General features: G+C 44.2%; 17 protein-coding genes and 1 pseudogene (1 of these 18 running past the window's edge). 8 read left to right on the forward strand and 10 right to left on the reverse strand.

Going from position 1 to position 16,818, the window contains the following annotated elements; genetic code table 11:
* The 4 genes from BN1546_RS07315 to BN1546_RS07330 all read right to left on the reverse strand — a co-directional run.
* On the reverse strand, nt 1-44 hold the 5' portion of the coding sequence (locus BN1546_RS07315; protein WP_013369458.1) for an NCS2 family permease. It extends 1,327 nt beyond the left edge of the window; 44 of the gene's 1,371 nt are visible here — the first part of the coding sequence; the start codon lies at nt 42-44; its stop codon lies beyond the left edge, outside the window.
* Between the two features lie 220 nt (nt 45-264).
* Entirely contained in the window at nt 265-405 is a 141-nt protein-coding gene (locus tag BN1546_RS27765) for a hypothetical protein (RefSeq protein ID WP_230493830.1), read from the reverse strand.
* A gap of 148 nt (nt 406-553) precedes the next feature.
* Nucleotides 554-1,024: a MarR family winged helix-turn-helix transcriptional regulator gene (locus BN1546_RS07325; RefSeq protein ID WP_090736873.1), complete on the reverse strand. Its 471-nt coding sequence runs from the start codon at nt 1,022-1,024 to the stop codon at nt 554-556.
* Between the two features lie 147 nt (nt 1,025-1,171).
* Nucleotides 1,172-2,017: a LysR family transcriptional regulator gene (locus BN1546_RS07330; protein ID WP_025677517.1), complete on the reverse strand. Its 846-nt coding sequence runs from the start codon at nt 2,015-2,017 to the stop codon at nt 1,172-1,174.
* A 129-nt stretch (nt 2,018-2,146) separates the two neighbouring features.
* Between BN1546_RS07330 and BN1546_RS07335 the strand changes: the two genes are divergently transcribed.
* Nucleotides 2,147-3,277 (forward strand): Gfo/Idh/MocA family protein, encoded by a 1,131-nt coding sequence (locus BN1546_RS07335; RefSeq protein WP_090736875.1) that lies wholly within the window; start codon nt 2,147-2,149, stop codon nt 3,275-3,277.
* Nucleotides 3,278-3,376: 99 nt separating this feature from the next.
* Here BN1546_RS07335 and BN1546_RS07340 read toward each other — a convergent pair whose 3' ends face one another.
* Both BN1546_RS07340 and guaA read right to left on the reverse strand, forming a co-directional pair.
* Entirely contained in the window at nt 3,377-3,994 is a 618-nt protein-coding gene (locus BN1546_RS07340; protein ID WP_090736877.1) for a Type 1 glutamine amidotransferase-like domain-containing protein, read from the reverse strand.
* Between the two features lie 469 nt (nt 3,995-4,463).
* The gene (gene guaA / locus BN1546_RS07345; protein ID WP_013369453.1) at nt 4,464-6,002 is read right to left on the reverse strand and encodes a glutamine-hydrolyzing GMP synthase; all 1,539 of its coding nucleotides are present in this window, start codon (nt 6,000-6,002) and stop codon (nt 4,464-4,466) included.
* Between the two features lie 145 nt (nt 6,003-6,147).
* On the opposite strand from guaA, the gene BN1546_RS07350 reads away from it, so the two are divergent.
* The 6 genes from BN1546_RS07350 (at nt 6,148) to BN1546_RS07375 (ending at nt 12,344) form a co-directional block, all read left to right on the forward strand.
* Complete coding sequence (locus BN1546_RS07350; RefSeq protein WP_025677511.1) at nt 6,148-6,804, forward strand: DedA family protein; 657 nt, start codon at nt 6,148-6,150, stop codon at nt 6,802-6,804.
* A gap of 279 nt (nt 6,805-7,083) precedes the next feature.
* Nucleotides 7,084-8,625: a spore germination protein gene (locus BN1546_RS07355; protein WP_090736879.1), complete on the forward strand. Its 1,542-nt coding sequence runs from the start codon at nt 7,084-7,086 to the stop codon at nt 8,623-8,625.
* The gene (locus BN1546_RS07360; protein WP_058831210.1) at nt 8,622-9,830 is read left to right on the forward strand and encodes a Ger(x)C family spore germination protein; all 1,209 of its coding nucleotides are present in this window, start codon (nt 8,622-8,624) and stop codon (nt 9,828-9,830) included. The genes BN1546_RS07355 and BN1546_RS07360 overlap by 4 nt, the downstream gene beginning before the upstream one ends.
* Before the next feature lie 5 nt (nt 9,831-9,835).
* Nucleotides 9,836-10,945: a GerAB/ArcD/ProY family transporter gene (locus BN1546_RS07365; RefSeq protein WP_058831211.1), complete on the forward strand. Its 1,110-nt coding sequence runs from the start codon at nt 9,836-9,838 to the stop codon at nt 10,943-10,945.
* Between the two features lie 31 nt (nt 10,946-10,976).
* Nucleotides 10,977-11,213 carry a hypothetical protein gene (locus tag BN1546_RS07370; RefSeq protein ID WP_058831212.1) on the forward strand — a complete coding sequence of 79 codons (237 nt, stop codon included), beginning with the start codon at nt 10,977-10,979 and terminating at the stop codon, nt 11,211-11,213.
* Between the two features lie 15 nt (nt 11,214-11,228).
* Nucleotides 11,229-12,344: a GerAB/ArcD/ProY family transporter gene (locus tag BN1546_RS07375; protein WP_090736881.1), complete on the forward strand. Its 1,116-nt coding sequence runs from the start codon at nt 11,229-11,231 to the stop codon at nt 12,342-12,344.
* Between the two features lie 65 nt (nt 12,345-12,409).
* Here BN1546_RS07375 and bcp read toward each other — a convergent pair whose 3' ends face one another.
* The 4 genes from bcp to BN1546_RS07395 are packed head-to-tail and all read right to left on the reverse strand — an operon-like array spanning nt 12,410 to nt 15,549.
* Complete coding sequence (bcp, locus tag BN1546_RS07380) at nt 12,410-12,886, reverse strand: thioredoxin-dependent thiol peroxidase (protein ID WP_090736883.1); 477 nt, start codon at nt 12,884-12,886, stop codon at nt 12,410-12,412.
* 42 nt (nt 12,887-12,928) lie between these two features.
* Nucleotides 12,929-13,717, reverse strand: coding sequence for an ABC transporter permease (locus BN1546_RS07385; protein WP_013369444.1), 789 nt, complete (start codon nt 13,715-13,717; stop codon nt 12,929-12,931).
* A gap of 4 nt (nt 13,718-13,721) precedes the next feature.
* Nucleotides 13,722-14,516 carry an ABC transporter permease gene (locus BN1546_RS07390; RefSeq protein WP_090736885.1) on the reverse strand — a complete coding sequence of 265 codons (795 nt, stop codon included), beginning with the start codon at nt 14,514-14,516 and terminating at the stop codon, nt 13,722-13,724.
* Nucleotides 14,509-15,549: an ABC transporter ATP-binding protein gene (locus BN1546_RS07395; protein ID WP_013369442.1), complete on the reverse strand. Its 1,041-nt coding sequence runs from the start codon at nt 15,547-15,549 to the stop codon at nt 14,509-14,511. The genes BN1546_RS07390 and BN1546_RS07395 overlap by 8 nt, the downstream gene beginning before the upstream one ends.
* A 382-nt stretch (nt 15,550-15,931) precedes the next feature.
* Here BN1546_RS07395 and BN1546_RS27770 point away from each other — a divergent pair.
* Nucleotides 15,932-16,303, forward strand: a pseudogene (locus tag BN1546_RS27770) (LCP family protein); the annotation flags it as partial.
* Nucleotides 16,304-16,818: the final 515 nt, after the last annotated feature.

Consider the following 16,818-nt stretch of genomic DNA (forward strand, 5'->3'; position numbering starts at 1 on the left):
CGGACGTTTGTGCCATGTTCCTTTAATTTAAAGAAACGCTCCATGAGTCGTAATTCCTCCTACGCAAAGCATACTCGTATTGTTGTCGTTCACTTGCTGTAATATTCGCCTTTATATACGCTATATTACATCCGTTATTTTAGGCTCTCGCCTACGGCTTGTCAACAGAAAAAACGAATGTTACAAATTAAACACATATGTATTGTTCGGAAAACAGATAACCCGCGAGCTATTATACAGCTGGCGGGTTATCATTTAGAATAATCAGATATTTTTGTACTTATCAAAAGCATCAGCTGTATCCGGTATATTTTCCAGATAAACGATCTTCCCTTCTGCATCCAGTCGGGCTTTGTCCACTCCAGTAAGTGTATAAACTTCGCCTGTTGCCTTTTTACCGCACACTGCCCATCTGGTTTGATAGGTATCAGCTTCTTCAGCTGATTAATCGTTCTCTACTTACTTGATCATCTTTTGCTAAATCGTAGTAATAAAAATATTCTTCTAAAATCTTCATGGAGTGGCCTCCAAAATCATTTTGTCCTCGCACATTTCACATATTCTTCACATTGCTAGACATACGCTGTAGTGCATCTGTTAAAGCCACAATTTCCTCATCTGCAAACTTATAGAGAAACTTTTCTTGAAAGGCTTGTCTTTGCTCTGTCAAAACTTGCAGCTCTTGAATTCCTAATTCGGTTAAACGTATATAGGTTACACGCTTATCCTGCTCTTTTTTACTTCGTAAAATCAGACCTTCCTCCTCCAGCCTTTTCAGATGCCGGGTCACTGCTGCACCATCCAGAACGAGCAGATGTTGAAGCTCCAGCTGACTTAATTCCTGACGATGATTAATATGATACAAAATTTCGACCTTGGTGAAGCTGGTTTTTAGCTGTGTTTCAAAAGCGTTATTCATTTCTTTACACAAAAGATGCATTCGATAAAATAGCTGGCTTTTTTCAGAGCAATGTTTGATGACATACCCTCCTCCTAATACTTGACCCATCAATTGATTCATCAAGCATTATACACCCTCACTAAAAATAAACAAGTCCTGAGACAAGTCTATAGACAAATCCTACAATCCCAAAAAGATGCTCAAGCTAAACGAATAGTCTGAGCATTCTAGAATTTATAGTTAAGGTCATTCGATGTCTTTCCTACTCTATTAGATCGTATTGTTGATTTCGATAAATTTATGTTCAATTGCTGTCATTTCGTGATTGGGGCGGGATATTAAATATGTATCCATGTAGCCAAAAATTGAAGGAACCGGTAAATAAGACGTTACTTTAAATTGTCGCGCCAGCTTTTTGGACATAAGGGTAATTCCCATTCCCATCAGAGCGAATTCTACCATCGTATCAAATATTCCAACCTCGACAACCTCCCCATGGGTCAATTGCATGTCCTGATACATCTTCTCTAAATGCGTGAGGTACAGGCAGCTATCCGACAATATGATAATAGAAGCTCCTTGCAGTACCTGTTGGAGATCCGAGCCTTCGTGTATACCTTTCCCCACCAGCACAAGCTCTTCACGGCATATTTTTTGATAATGAATATATGGGTTGGTAGGATATCCTGTAACAAAAGCAATATCAAGCTCGCCGTCGAGGATGAATTGCTCCATTTCCGTGGTAGTTCCGGTTTTTAATGTCACCGAAGCCTGCGGGTACATCTCATATACCTTCGTTAGCGCCCTTGTTGTTTCGCCTGCTACAATGGACTGCATTGTGCCGACACGCAATTTTTCCTCCTGGGGTCTCATTTTCATCTCCGTGTCTTGCCATAGCAGTAAAATTTGCTTGTACTGAGCATATAGAATTTCGCCTGCGGGTGTCAGTTCCATACCACGAGGCTTTCGGTAAAATAACGCTGTGCCGTAATAGGCCTCCAGCTTCTTTATTTTTGCTGTCATATTCGATTGCAGATGATTCAGCTTCTGGGCAGCTTCTGTTAGACTTCTAAGTTCCGCCACTGAAACAAATGCCTGCATATTCTGAATATCCACCATTTCATCTCCCATCAAATAAAATGATATCTATATCATTAACAAACATTATTCTTTATGAGTTAAGTGTATTATATTGGGCTTGAGCGGTATTTACTACCCACATTTTAAAATCAGGAGGGATGGCACATGGTACAACAGAAGATTCGTGCAGGTATCATAGGAGGTTCGATGAATAACAAATGGGCCAGCCAAACACATATTCCGGCTTTGCTCAAGCACCCAAGCTTGGATATCACAGCCATCGGCACTTCCCGTATGGAGAGTGCACGAAAAAGTGCAAAAGGCGTGGGGGCGTCATTAGCTTTTGACGATGCGAAAAAGCTCGCAGCTTCAAGGGAAGTGGACATGGTCGTGGTGAGCATAAAAGTTCCCCATCATCACGAGGCCGTAATGGCGGCTATCCATGAGGAGAAGCATATTTTCTGTGAGTGGCCTCTGGGAGCCAACACTGCGGAAGCTGCTGAAATGGCTAAGGCGGCGGAACTGGCGGGCATTCATCATACCGTCGGCTTGCAGGCACGGCAGGATTTTGAGGTTCAAACGATGAAAAAGCTGGTGGAAGACGGGACAATTGGTGAAATTGTATCCTGTCATATGCAAGTAGCTACTTCTGGCAAAGGAGGACGAACAGATCAGGATACGGCATACTTGCTGAATAGAGCCAGTGGTGCCAACCTACTAACCATTAACGGGGGACACTCTTTGGATGCACTGCAATACATCGTTGGTGAATTCCGCGAGCTATCGGCTGTCACAGCATCCCGTTATAACGAAGCCATTATTCAGGAAACGGGTGAAATCATTGCCAAGGATACAGCCGATCAAATTCTGATTCACGGGCTGTTAGAAAAAGGAACTCCGGTATCGGTTCACATTCAGGGCGGGGTGAATTCTAAGTTTGAGCTAGAGATTCAGGGGAAAAAGGGCAGTTTGCGTTTGAGCCAGAATCCTTCGCTTGGACATGTTCAATTTGGGAATCTGACGCTTGAAAAACTTGTATATGATCAGGGAAGTCATCAAAGTTATATTCCTAATGGCTTTTTTGAACCCATACGCATAGCTGCTGAACCTGATGGCTGCTTAGACTTTCCCAAAGAAGGAGTAACCCTGAATGTAGCCAAGGCCCATCATGTATTTGCCGAGGATATTTTGACGAGCACCCGTCTCGCCCCCGATTTCAACCATGCACTAAACCTACATCAGCTACTGGACCGCATTGAGGAATCGGCTGCAACCGGCAAAAAGATTGTATGGTAAGGTAGATTTATTATAAAGAACCTTCAATATCAAGATAGATGTGGAATTGAAGGTTCTTTATAATATTAATCAGTTGAAATTCTCCTTTATTTAATAAAGTCATGCATTCTCGACTTTTATACTATCACCTTCAACCAAAATAAATTCCGCGTTGCTGATTGGATATAAATTTAATTGGCTGCCATATTCCTCAATGATGTTCTCCACCGCTTTTTTAAACGGGATGTTCGTATGGTGGGGGACTGGATAGAATTCAATTATTCCGAGCGCAGCAAAAGAATCCAAAGCAGACGCCTCCTGCACATTGTCCATAAGTCGGACATACTCGATATTCGATGATAAAATCATCGAACCTGCCGATTCGCCTATATACAACTTCCCTGCATTAACTTCTTCAGCAATGATTTTGTCAGCCCCGCTTCTTCTTAGCTCTTGAAGTAAATAAAATGTGTTGCCTCCGGTAATATAAATATAGTCATTTTCTCTAATTTTACTTTCTATTTCATTCAATGTTGCTGTGCTGATTTCGATTTCATCCACGACTAATCCTAAATTCTCTAATGCTTTTTTCCCTGTATTCACATAAAACTTAACTTTCTCTGGAATACTTGCGGTTGGGATGAAAGTGACTTTTTTTCCTTCCAAGTTTTCATCGGCGAAATGGACTAAGCATGGTGCAACATCCTTAAATGAGGACGACAAAAATAATTTTCTCATGTCTTTATTCTCCTTAGAATAGCGTTTAATGAAATGGGATATGTAACACTCTAATCTAGATAAATTATAAAATATATTAGTATCAAAACATGACACCATTAGAGGATGACATGAAAAAATAAACGTTTAATTCCATACTTGCTTTAAGCTATCTATAGCTTAAAGCAAATAAAATCATATAAAAAAAGGAGACATTACCATTGAATAATATCTCCTTTTTTCAGTCTTCATATTCCGTTTTTGTAACAACAAATGAATTTATATCTTCGTAGCATGAGGCAATACTATTCGCCTTTAGCTAAAACCCAATTGAGGTTGCCGTGTAGTAAACTTTCCCGAGCAAAGGTTCGATCTTGCCCCCGTAAAAAAGACTCCAACCGCATAGCGATAGTTCGCCGATGCGGAGGAGCCTGATGTTGTATTGGTGAATCTCAAAGGGTTCGTGGTTAAGATGCGGGAGTCTCCACGCTTATTCCCACTCGATTGTTGCTGGTGGTTTGGACGTTACGTCGTACACGATACGATTGACGTTGTCCACTTCGTTGACGATACGAACGGATATTTTTTCCAATACGTCCCAAGGGATACGTGCCCAGTCAGCGGTCATGCCGTCGATCGAGGTTACTGCGCGAATACCTACAGTGTAGGAATACGTACGGGCATCGCCCATAACGCCAACGCTCTTCATATTCGGCAGAGCGGTGAAGTATTGCCAAATTTCCCGATCCAGACCCGCTTTGGCAATCTCCTCGCGCAAAATAAAGTCAGAATCACGTACAATCTTGAGCTTGTCCTCTGTTACTTCGCCCAATACACGGATGGCAAGACCCGGACCTGGGAATGGCTGACGCCATACAATTTCGGCCGGAAGTCCGCATTCTTCGCCGACTTTACGCACTTCATCCTTGAACAAAGCATTCAGTGGCTCGATCAGTTTGAATTTCATGTCTTCCGGTAAACCGCCTACGTTATGGTGCGACTTGATGGTTTGCGCCGTTGCTGTTCCGCTCTCTACAATATCTGTGTACAACGTGCCTTGTGCCAGGAAGTCAAAATCATCGAATTTAGCTGATTCTTCTTCAAAGACGTAAATAAACTCGTTACCGATGATTTTACGTTTTTGTTCCGGATCATCCACTCCTGCCAGTTTGGACAGGAAACGTTCACGTGCATCAATTTTGACAACTTTCATATCAAATTTACCAACGAACGTCTCCATTACACTTTCGGCTTCACCCTTGCGCAGCAGTCCATGATCAATGAACATACATGTCAATTGGTCGCCGATCGCTCTGTGAATAAGCATGGCTACAACGGAAGAATCTACGCCGCCACTTAAAGCGCACAGTACTTTCTTGTCGCCTACTTGCTGACGGATTTCACGGATTTGCTCTTCAATGAACGATTCCATGGTCCAGTTGCCTTCACAGCCGCACACTTCATACAGGAAGTTGCTAATCATCTCATTACCTTGAACAGAATGACGTACCTCTGGATGGAATTGTACTGCATACAGATTCCGTTCCAGATTACTCATCGCAGCAATCGGCGCACTCTCTGTTCCCGCATCCAGTGTAAAGCCGGTTGGCAGATCTGTAACGTGATCGCCATGGCTCATCCACACGGTTTGACGGGAATCCAGTCCTTTAGTCAACCGAGCGCCCTCATTGAATTGCACGTCTGCTTTGCCATATTCACGCTTGCCCGCACGTTCTACCTTACCGTCCAGTTGATGAGCCATCAGTTGCATGCCATAACAAATACCAAAGATAGGGATGCCAAGATCATAAATTGCCCGATCCACCTGAGGAGCATTGTCTGTATATACGCTGGAAGGTCCGCCTGAGAAAACAATCCCTTTCGGCGCCAGCTCTCTCAGCTTCTCCGCAGGCGTATTGTATGGAAGGAGCTCGCTATATACGCCGAGATCCCGAATTCTTCTTGCAATTAACTGGTTGTATTGTCCTCCAAAATCGAGAACTACAACGATTTCATTAGGCTTATTCATTACCGTGCCTCCCTCAATTGTTCGTTTCATTATACGCAACGATAAAACAACACGTCAAGAAATCAACCATAGTTGAGTGGTCATGAAAAGATTGATAAAATAAATTGATTCTAAATTACTTAATCTGTCCGTAGGAGTGTACACAATGGATGTGCTGAAGTGGATCGCGCAATTGTTCGAAGAATATGGATACGGCGTCCTTTTTTTCGGCTTGCTGCTGGAATTTATTGCCTTGCCTTTTCCCGGGGAAACCACGATGGCTTATGCGGGATATCTTTCCTATGCCGGTACCCTGGATTTCAGCAAGTTGGTGCTGCTAGCGTTTTTGGGCACAACCATCGGTATGACCATTACCTACTTTATCGGAAAATGGGCTGGACTCCCCTTTATTCAGAAGTACGGCAAATGGGTTTTGTTATCGCCGGACAAGCTTCAGAAAACACAAAAGTGGTTTCAACGTTATGGATACTGGCTTATTTTCCTTGGATATTTCATCCCAGGTGTCCGCCATTTTACTGGCTATTTTGCTGGAATTATAGCTCTTTCTTTCCGTAAATTTGTCTTGTATGCTTACAGCGGTGCATTATTCTGGGTCGTCCTCTTTCTAAGCATTGGCAAGCTGTTTGGTCCGCAATGGGATGCCATTTTCCATTTGGTTGAGCTATACGCACTACGAATCGCAGCTGTCGTTGGGTTCATCATCCTGCTGTATTTTATATATCGGTGGAGAAGCTTCCTGTTTGGATCACTATACAAATCCAAAAAATCGGTAAAAACCAGCAACAAGGATGACACGGAATAGTCACACTCCTGCCGCCTTATGACTACAGGCCCTTGCATAATATATCGAAATCACGAAAGGTATTACTACATCCCCCGCTCTTCCAGCCGAGCCCACCATTCGCGGCTCCATCATCTCGGGCGCTCCCCTTACTCCAAACATAGACAATCCGATGATACCTTGGCTCTACGTCGTCAGCATACCCAACAATCGACCCTGTAAATACAATGGGGCCAAGCATAAATTCATATTTTCAGAGCATACTAAGCCAACAAACTCCAATATCGGAGGATTTTACGTATGCCGAATCCGAATAAAAGTTGTCCACTTACTCATGTGTCCTCTAACTTGAAAGATAATGTAAATCATATCGAGAGCTCCTTTGGGAACAGCGTAGATGTAATCATTAAAGAGCTATTATGGATGCAGAAATGGCCAGCGGCTCTGTTTTATATCGATGGTCTGGTCAACACTCAATTACTTCATGATTCCGTCCTGCGTTCATTAATGCGCGTAAACGAACATCATGTACCGGAAGGCACAGAACCATTCGACTATTTGAAGGATCAAATTTTGATTGCAGGTAACTCGGGTAGTGTGGATGAAATGGATGCCTTATTCAACCAGATGCTATCCGGCGGTATTATCATTTTGCTGGACGGATACGCAAAGGGCATATGGATTGATGCTGTCGGTTGGGAGGATCGCAGTGTTAGCGAGCCCCAATCCCAAAGTGTCGTACGGGGTCCAATGGAGGCTTTTACCGAAAATTTGCGTACTAATACTGCTCTGATTCGCAGACGAATCCGCGATCCGCGCCTGTGGATGGAAACAAGACAGATCGGGCAAGTCACCCACACCAACGTGGCTGTAATGTATGTCAAAGGCATCGCTGACGAAGGAGTTATTCAGGAACTGAGAGAACGTTTGGACCGAATTGATATTGACGGAATTCTGGAAGGGGGTTACATCGAGGAGGAAATTCAGGATGAAACCTTCACCCTGTTCCCCACCATTTATAACAGCGAGCGTCCGGATTCAGTCGCTGCCAGCCTGCTGGAAGGCCGAATTGCTATCTTGGTGGACGGGACACCCTTTGTTCTGTTGATTCCCGCACTATTTGTGCAATTTTTCCAGTCACCGGAGGATTATTACCAGCGTGCTGATATCAGCACGTTGTTGCGTTTGCTGCGTTTCTTTTCCTTTTTTATCGCTATGCTTGCGCCAGCAGTTTATATTGCGGTAACTACCTTTCATCAAGAGATGATACCTACAAACTTATTGGTCAGTCTCGCTGCACAAAGGGAAGGCGTACCGTTTCCGGCTTTTGTCGAGGCGATGCTCATGGAAATAACTTATGAAATTTTGCGTGAAGCAGGAGTTCGAATTCCCAAGACTGTCGGACAGGCCGTATCCATCGTAGGTACACTGGTCATTGGACAAGCAGCCGTGGATGCAGGAGTGGTCTCGGCGGCTATGGTTATTGTTGTATCCATTACAGCGATCTCCAGCTATGTTATTCCGGAAAACGGTCTTTCCATTGCGGTTCGTATTGCCCGCTTTGCCTTAATGATGCTAGCTGCAGCCTTCGGGCTTCTTGGAATATTGATGGGGGTAATCGTACTTTTACTGCATTTGACCAGTCTGCGATCCTTCGGAGTATCTTATATGAGCCCGTTCGGTCCCTATGTGGAAAGCGATATAAAAGATACGCTGTTTCGCCTACCTTGGCCTCGCATGAAGACACGGCCTCAATCCATCTCTATCCAAAATACGATTCGCCAAAAAACGAAAAGAAGACGGATTGGCAATAAATCGAAAACCAGAAGGGATCAGCCATGAAGCAGACCATACATTTGTTCTTCGTCTGGGGACTGATTGTATTACTATTAGGTGGTTGCTGGGATCGCAAAGAATTAAACGAGCTGGGCATCGCTATTGGGATCGGAGTGGATATGGAAGGTGACCAGTATCAGGTGACGGCTCAGGTGGTTATTCCTTCGGCAGTAGCTTCCAAATCTGCAACAAGTGGAGGCTCTCCGGTGGTTACTTATCAGGCCACTGCGCCCACGATACAAGAGGCTATTCAAAAAATGACGGATACAAGCCCGCGATCCATCTATTTATCCCATATTCGTATGCTGATTTTAGGCGAGGATTATGCGAGAAAAGGAATATCTGATGCGATTGAAGCCTTGATGCGAGAACCTTTTACCAGAAGCGACTTTTATATTGCGATAGCCAAAAACAACAAGGCCTCAACGATGTTAAATATCCCCACCTCACTGGAAAAGTTGCCTGCCAATAAAATGTTTGCTTCGTTGGATACGTTAACTAAAACTTGGGCTCCTGCCACCAAAGTAACCATGGATCAACTGATTAGTGACTTGGCTAATCCTGACATCCAGTCCACTCTGCCCGCACTGGAAGCTGTCGGTAATGTAGATTCGTCCGTTGAGAAAGGTGAAGATGACAATAAAAGCATATCTCCTGAAACCATATTAAGATTCTCTGGCATCGGTGTATTAAAAAAAGACCGCTTATTGGGCTGGATCAACGGACAAGACAGCAAAGGGTTCAATTACATTCGGAATACAGTGGAATCAACTACAGGACACGCCGACTGTCAGGGAGGGGGTAACATTGCCTTATTGACCTTAAGCAGCAACACCCAAAAAAAAGTGATCATTCGCGATGGAGAACCTGTTATCTCCATATCCGTTACCAACGACAGCACAGTACGAGAGGTCAACTGTAAGCATATGAAGTTAAGCAGTATGGCTGATATTAAAGAAATTGAGGCCGCAAGCAATGAAAAAATCGTTGAAATTTTGAAGCATTCCGTCGAGACTGTTCGACGGGAGTTTAAGTCAGACATTTTCGGCTTTGGTCAGCTGATCCACCAGTCCAAACCTGAGCTTTGGAAACGACTAAAAGAAGAAAAAGAAAATCCATTTTTGGACTTACAAATTGAATATAAGGCAAAAACTACGATCAAAAAAATTGGTTCCTTGTTTGAATCGTTCCAAAAAGAAATGAAGGAGTGAGCTTGGTGGAGGAGAAAGGGCGTATCAGCATTACAAATATAGCCGTACTCGTATTTTTGAGTATTATCGGAGACTGTGTATTGGTGTATCCCTCCCTCATTACTAGCATATCCAAGCAGGATGCCTGGATCAGCTCATTACTTAGCATCCCTGCAGGACTGGCTGTACTACTGCTATTCCTGCGGGTACATCAGCTGTATCCTGATCTCACCTTTGTTCAGCTCTGCCAGCGCATTTTGGGTCCGTGGCTAGGCGCCCTCATCTCCATATGGTATTTGTTCCATTTAATGATGAATTCAGCGATTTATTTAAGAGAAGTCGGAGATTTTATGAACAACCAGACCTATGTGATGACACCTCTTCCCGTTATCAATTTACTTTTAATCCTTGTGCTGGTGTGGGGGATGTATATGGGATTGGAACCAATTGCGCGTACGGCTCAAATCTTATTTCCATTATGCTTGGCTTTCGCTTTGTTTTTAATCCTATGCTTGCTTCCCCAATGTGACAGTCAGCAGCTTAAGCCTATGATGGAGCAAGGTATTCCTAAAATTATGGAGGGCAGCCTATTTGCGCTCTCCTACCCATTCGGTGAACTAGCTTTTTTACTCATGATTTTTCCCTATGTGAGCAAACAACCGGGTCTAAAAAAATCAGTTTTACTCTCAGGACTTACGGCCAGCATTCTGTTAAGCGTACTACTCCTGGTTTCTCTCATGGTGCTGGGCCCTTTTGTAACCGAACATAGTGTGTATACCTCTTATACGTTATCTAAAAAAATCAACATAGGAAATTTCCTGCAGAGAATTGAATCCATGATGAGTACTGCCTGGATTATCACTACTTTTGTTAAAACCATTTTACACTTCTATGCCTTTACCTTAGGAATGACTCAACTACTGCGATTAAATAATGTTCGGACCTTTCTTGGTCCTAGCTTCATGATCCTGTTTGGTCTGATTATCGTGTCGGCGCCTAATATTACTTACTATCTGGATACGATCGTCAACGCCTGGATTTATTGGGATTTGACGGATTCTGTTGTCTTTCCTTCGCTGCTGCTTATCGTATACAAGTTAAGATCGAAAGGCCGCCACAGCCTGGAACCCAGTTGATCCACACCCTTTAACGGAAGGAGCATTCACCGTGCTAATCACCACTGTTATTATCTGTATCGGTTTAGCCATTGCTGCCAAGGATTTGCCAGGTTTGTATCAAAAGCATCGCTTTAAAGATATGTTCGTGTATATCATTATGCTCGGAATAGGCACATGGCTTAGTATTCTTGCTGCCAAATCAGAGGTTACGCCAAGCCCGCTGATTTTGATTGAAATCATCTACAACCCTGTTAACGCTTTTGTGTCACAGGTATTTGGTTTTTAGAAAGGAGACAGCCACATGTCAAAAAAAGCACGTATTAGCGTTCGGCAAGTGACTGTCCTGATGTTTATGAGTTTAATCGGGGATATGCTCTTAATCTATCCGACTATGATTACACATATTGCTCTTCAGGACGCCTGGATCAGCTCCATGCTGTCCATCCCGCTGGGCTTAATCATTATTTACGTGCTTATTCGCGTTCATGAGCTCTACCCTAACCTTACACTTATTGAAGCGATTCGCAAAATTTTGGGACCCATCTTAGGAACCGTTGTCTCCTGCTGGTATCTGTTTTATTTTTTAATGAACACCGCTCTTATTGCGAGAGAGGTAGGCGATTTTCTGACTACACAGTTATTAGTACACACCCCTCTGCGTGTTCTACTCGCTATGGGAATATTCTTAATGGTGCTTACTGCGCTAATGGGAATTGAAGCTTTCGGTCGGGTTAGCGAGATGCTATTACCAGCATATATATTAATTTTCTCTGGTCTGATCCTTGCACTCCTGCCACAAGTTCAGCTTTCTAATATACGGCCTGTTTTGGAAAATGGGCTGGCTCCTGTTGCTAAAGGAATGGTACCAGGCGCGGCAATGCCTTTTGCCGGAATGTCTATTATGCTCATGGTTTTTCCTTATGTAAACAAAAAAGACCATTTTAAAAAGGACATATTGTTCGCTTCCCTTATAGGAGGAATCGTGATTAGCCTGTTTCTGCTGCTCTCCCTTCTTGTGATTGGGCCCTTTGTGACCCACTACAGTCCATACATTTCTTCTGTACTCACGACAAAAATTAATGAACTGAACTATATTACACGCGTTGAATCGCTTGTTGCTTTAATCTGGGCACTGGCTGCCTATTTCAAGGGAGTTCTTTTCTTCTATGCCTTCACTTTTGGAACCCCCCAGTTGTTCCGAATTTCTAATAGTCGTCCATTCGTCATACCCGCAGGAGCGATTGTGTTTGGTATGACCATTTTGATAACCCCAAATGTGTTTTATTATGTAAGAACTCTTGTTTATCCGATGGCTGCCTGGCATTATACGAACGGCTTGTTCATCCCGCTTCTTTTGTGGGTTGTTTACCTCTGTCGGCAAAAGTGGAAGCATCGACAAAACGGGCCGAAAAACTAACAAAAACCTTTTGAAACCGATGCTTAAAAAAGCATAGCCCGATTCCAAAAGGTTTTTTTCATAACTTATGCCATGTCCTGAATGTATGCCAGTGCTGCATCAATATGCCCTTTTACTCTTAAACTGCGCCATTCATGAACTAAAATGCCATTCTCATCAATAAGGAACGTAGAGCGAACAATGCCCATGTACTGCTTGCCGTACATCTGTTTTTGCTGCCATACACCATATGTTTCAGCCACCTGATGCTCTTCATCAGATAACAACTGAAAAGGTAGACCGTACTTGGCAATAAACTTGTCATGCTGCTTAAGTGGATCGGGGCTTATGCCCAGAATCACGGTGTTCAAACCTTCAAACTCCGCATGTTTATCCCGAAAATCACAAGCCTGGGTCGAGCAGCTAGAGGTTAAGTCCTTGGGATAAAAATACAACAATACTCTACTGCCGCGATAATCCGACAGCTTGACACTCTTGCCCTCACTACCAGGCAATTCAAAGTCTGGTGCAGCTTGTCCAATAACGGTCAATGTCGTGGACATCTTATCATCTCCTATCTTGTAGGGGTTCTTATATCATCCACCCTATGAGCCAGCCCCCCGGTAACGCCGAATCCCCCAGTTCCAAGCCAGTAAGCCCAATGTCAGAAAAACAATTCCCATCACAGGAGTTAAGAGCGCCATATGGCGCATGTCCTCTCGTTGAAGGAATAGAGAAGCCGGATATACGCCAACAAAAGCAAAAGGCAGTATCCAAGTCAGCACAACCTGAATGGCACGGTTATAGATCGTTACCGGATAACGTCCGTAGCCCTGAATATTGTACATGAGCGGAATAATTCCTGTGGGCGCATCCGAAAAGAATGAAAGAGAAGTCAATATGGTGTATATACCCGTATAGATCGCCACGGCACTTAGACTCAAAACGATCAGCGCCGGTACGAACCACCACTCCATAGCCAAATCCATCTGTGCGCCGCTGATCCCCATAATAATCAGGCCGATCACTGAGCCGACCAGCGCGGGCGGGTCCACATTTTCAAGGAAAATCTGGAACAGATTATACGCAGGACGGGTCATTACCCGGTCGAGTTCACCTTTTACAATATAACGCTCGCTAAAGTTCCAAAGGTTAACGAAACAACTGAACAGTCCATAAGGAACCATAAAAAATCCGTAAACGAACACAACTTCGCTTTCACTCCAGCCACCCAAGCTGTTCGTATGCATAAAAATAACTAAAATAAAAATAAGATTCGTGGCCTGAAAGAGCAGATCCGAAATGACTTCTACCCAAAAATCGGCACGATAGGTGAGCCGTGATTTCATGTAATTTTTCAAATATTCGCTAATGAGACCCAAATAGTACATCATCGGCTTACCCTCCCTGCACGAACAGACGTCTGCGCGCCAGCCGCCAAATGATGATCATCGGCACGAACAGAACGACCAGCCAAATGATTTGGATACCCAGCACATTCCAGATGCCAACGCCTTTTACACGTCCCGTAAATACAGAGCCCGGCAAATAAGTAATTGCCTGAAACGGCATCCATTGGGAAACTGTCGCCAGCCAGCCCGGAAACAAACTGATTGGCAAGATCAACCCCGAGAACAGGTCTACGACTACGCGCTTCATGCGCATCATGCCCTCATTATTTTCAATAAAAAAGGCCGTCAATCCTGTAATGATATTAATCTGAGTATTAATCAGAAAGCTGAAAAACAGCATGACCAGAAAACCAATCCAGGCTACCGGGTCACTAGGAAGCTTCACGGGAAACAGCAGCATCGCAATCGCCATGCCCGGAATCATAAACAAGAGGAAGCGAAACATCCCCTCACCGAGTCCCTGCATAAACTTAACAAGTACATAGTTATAAGGTCGGATCATCTGAATAGCAATGCTTCCATCCCGAATATCCGTCGATATTTCGCGATCCAGATTGTTAAAATAAAAGGCTCTCGCCATCCACGATACGGCTACATAGGTTGTCATCTGAGCAGCAGTAAAGCCTCCAATACTACCCGCATCACCATATATCGCTTTGTATGTGAAATAATACACGCCAATATTCATGGAATAAATAAGTATGCCTGAATAATAGTTCACACGATAAGCAAGCATGGTGAGGAATCGAATACGAATAAAATCGGTATATACGCTAAGCATGAACTTTGGCCTCCACTATCGGATTGCCCTGGCGTTCTGCCGAGCCAGACTGATAGATACTGCGGACGATATCATCCGTGTTGGTTTCAATGATTTTGATATCCGTAATGTCCGTGCGACCAACTACGTTAGCTAGTACATCCGATACATTAATATGAAGAGGAATCCACACCTTGGCAGCCAAATCGTTATCCATGGTCCACGTCAGCGGCATATCGGCTGTCCATGCCTGCAATTGCTCCAGCTGTGTCGTCGTACCAAATTGAAACCGTACTTCCCTTCCTGTCCCCCAACGATCCTTGAGATCATCCAGTCCACCATCATAAATGATATTCCCATCATCCAACATAATGACGCGCGAGCACAGCGCTTCAATATCCTGCAAATCATGGGTTGTCAGCAAAATAGTGGTCCCGTGTTCACGGTTCATGTCCTTCAAAAACTCGCGAATTTCGGACTTCACCATAATATCAAGTCCAATGGTCGGCTCGTCCAGAAAAACAATGGACGGATTGTGCAGCAAAGCAGCTACCAACTCACAACGCATCCGTTGTCCAAGGCTAAGCTTGCGTACCGGGCGACTTAGCAGATCCTGCAATTGCAGCCTCTCTACCAGCTCATCCAGCCTACGTTTGAAGTCTGTGGCCGGAACCTGATATACTTTGCGCAGCAGTTGAAAAGACTCGATCACACCGATGTCCCACCAAAGCTGGCTGCGCTGACCGAAAACAACGCCAATGTTACCTACAAATTTCTCGCGATCCTCATAAGGGACATATCCTCCCACCTTGAGATGTCCCGATGTCGGCACGAGAATACCTGTCAACATCTTAATCGTGGTGGACTTTCCGGCCCCGTTCTCACCAATATAACCGCATATTTCCCCTTGCGGAATACGGAAGGATATATCTTTGACCGCAGCCACCTCGTTGTATTCGCGGGCGAATAAATCAAGGAAGGCACCTTTTAAGCCCTCGCGGTTTTTTTGAACCTTAAATGTTTTGCGCAGATCCTGCACATCAATTGCTAGCATGCTATACCTCTCAATCAGGATTTGTAAAATCCATAGTTAAATTGATTGTGCTCCAAAAAGAAATTATAATGTAATGAACTGAAAAGCGAAAGGGAGAGCATCCATGACAAGCAGAACCAAAAGGACGATATGGTCGGTTCTAGCCGTGGTAATCGTCGCGATTGTCGGCTTTGCCGTGTACTATTTTACATCCATTTATAATCAGCTGGATAATCTGCATAAAGAGGGTGCTAACTCCCCCTTCAAAAATGTAAAGCAGGTCGATCAGGTTCGTACACCAGAACCGCCCAAGTGGGAAGGTACCGATATGGTCAACATTTTGCTGATGGGTGTCGATGGCCGTGGCATCCAGAAAGGGGAAGTCCCCCGATCGGATAGCATGATGGTCGTATCACTGGACCCCGTGAAGAAAAAAATCCACTTGTTCTCTATTTTGCGTGATACGTACGTGGATATTCCCGGCTACGGAAAAAATCGAATCAATACTGCCATTACTCATGGCCCCAATACGGCCATGAAGACGGCTGGCGATCTATTGGGCATCCCAGTGCAATATTATGTGTATACGGATTTCCAAGGCTTTATCAAACTGGTAGACGCTGTAGGCGGCATTGATTTTGAAGTGGAAAAGGATATGCATTATACAAGTAATGCGGATAAGCATGAATACGATATTGATTTGAAAAAGGGTATGCAGCATCTGGACGGCAACACGGCGCTTCAATATGTGCGGTTCCGCCATGATGCCATGTCCGACTTCTCCCGTTCCGGACGGCAACGGGCATTTTTGGAGGCCGTAGCCCAGAAAATGCAGACCACGACTTCCATTGCTAATCTGCCAAGCATTTTAGAGCAGGTTAACCCGTACATTGATACAAATCTCAGTGTTAACGATATGTGGAAGCTGGCGAATGTAGGGTACCAAAGCAGCTTTGCAGGTAGCGAACAGGTTCCACCGATGAAGCTGCTTGGAGAAGAAAATGTGGGCGGCGCGGCAGTTCTTACCGTCCGCGATCCCGAAGAACTGAAATCATATGTGCAGGATATATTTAATAATCCTCCCACACAAACACAGGAACAAAATAAGGATCAGAACGAAACGAAACAGCCAGATAGTGCATCGTCTTCCAAGACGGATAAAGCCTCCTTTACAGGGGCAGTAAAACCAGTAATGAGGATGCTTCCACACAATCAACAACAAAGACAGGACAAAAAGAGCTATAATGATGTATGCAGGGGCAGCCGTGAACGCTGCCCTTTGGCGTGTGT

Source organism: Paenibacillus sp. Mc5Re-14 (assembly GCF_001049835.1).
GTDB classification, from domain to species: Bacteria; Bacillota; Bacilli; order Paenibacillales; family Paenibacillaceae; genus Paenibacillus; species Paenibacillus polymyxa_C.

Excerpts from the sequence above, each read along its gene's own strand:
- BN1546_RS07335 (WP_090736875.1), top strand. The coding sequence starts at position 2,147 with ATGGTACAACAGAAGATTCGTGCAGGTATCATAGGAGGTTCGATGAAT.
- BN1546_RS07340 (WP_090736877.1), bottom strand. The coding sequence starts at position 3,994 with ATGAGAAAATTATTTTTGTCGTCCTCATTTAAGGATGTTGCACCATGC.
- guaA (WP_013369453.1), bottom strand. The coding sequence starts at position 6,002 with ATGAATAAGCCTAATGAAATCGTTGTAGTTCTCGATTTTGGAGGACAA.
- BN1546_RS07350 (WP_025677511.1), top strand. The coding sequence starts at position 6,148 with ATGGATGTGCTGAAGTGGATCGCGCAATTGTTCGAAGAATATGGATAC.
- BN1546_RS07355 (WP_090736879.1), top strand. The coding sequence starts at position 7,084 with ATGCCGAATCCGAATAAAAGTTGTCCACTTACTCATGTGTCCTCTAAC.
- BN1546_RS07360 (WP_058831210.1), top strand. The coding sequence starts at position 8,622 with ATGAAGCAGACCATACATTTGTTCTTCGTCTGGGGACTGATTGTATTA.
- BN1546_RS07375 (WP_090736881.1), top strand. The coding sequence starts at position 11,229 with ATGTCAAAAAAAGCACGTATTAGCGTTCGGCAAGTGACTGTCCTGATG.
- bcp (WP_090736883.1), bottom strand. The coding sequence starts at position 12,886 with ATGTCCACGACATTGACCGTTATTGGACAAGCTGCACCAGACTTTGAA.
- BN1546_RS07385 (WP_013369444.1), bottom strand. The coding sequence starts at position 13,717 with ATGATGTACTATTTGGGTCTCATTAGCGAATATTTGAAAAATTACATG.
- BN1546_RS07390 (WP_090736885.1), bottom strand. The coding sequence starts at position 14,516 with ATGCTTAGCGTATATACCGATTTTATTCGTATTCGATTCCTCACCATG.
- BN1546_RS07395 (WP_013369442.1), bottom strand. The coding sequence starts at position 15,549 with ATGCTAGCAATTGATGTGCAGGATCTGCGCAAAACATTTAAGGTTCAA.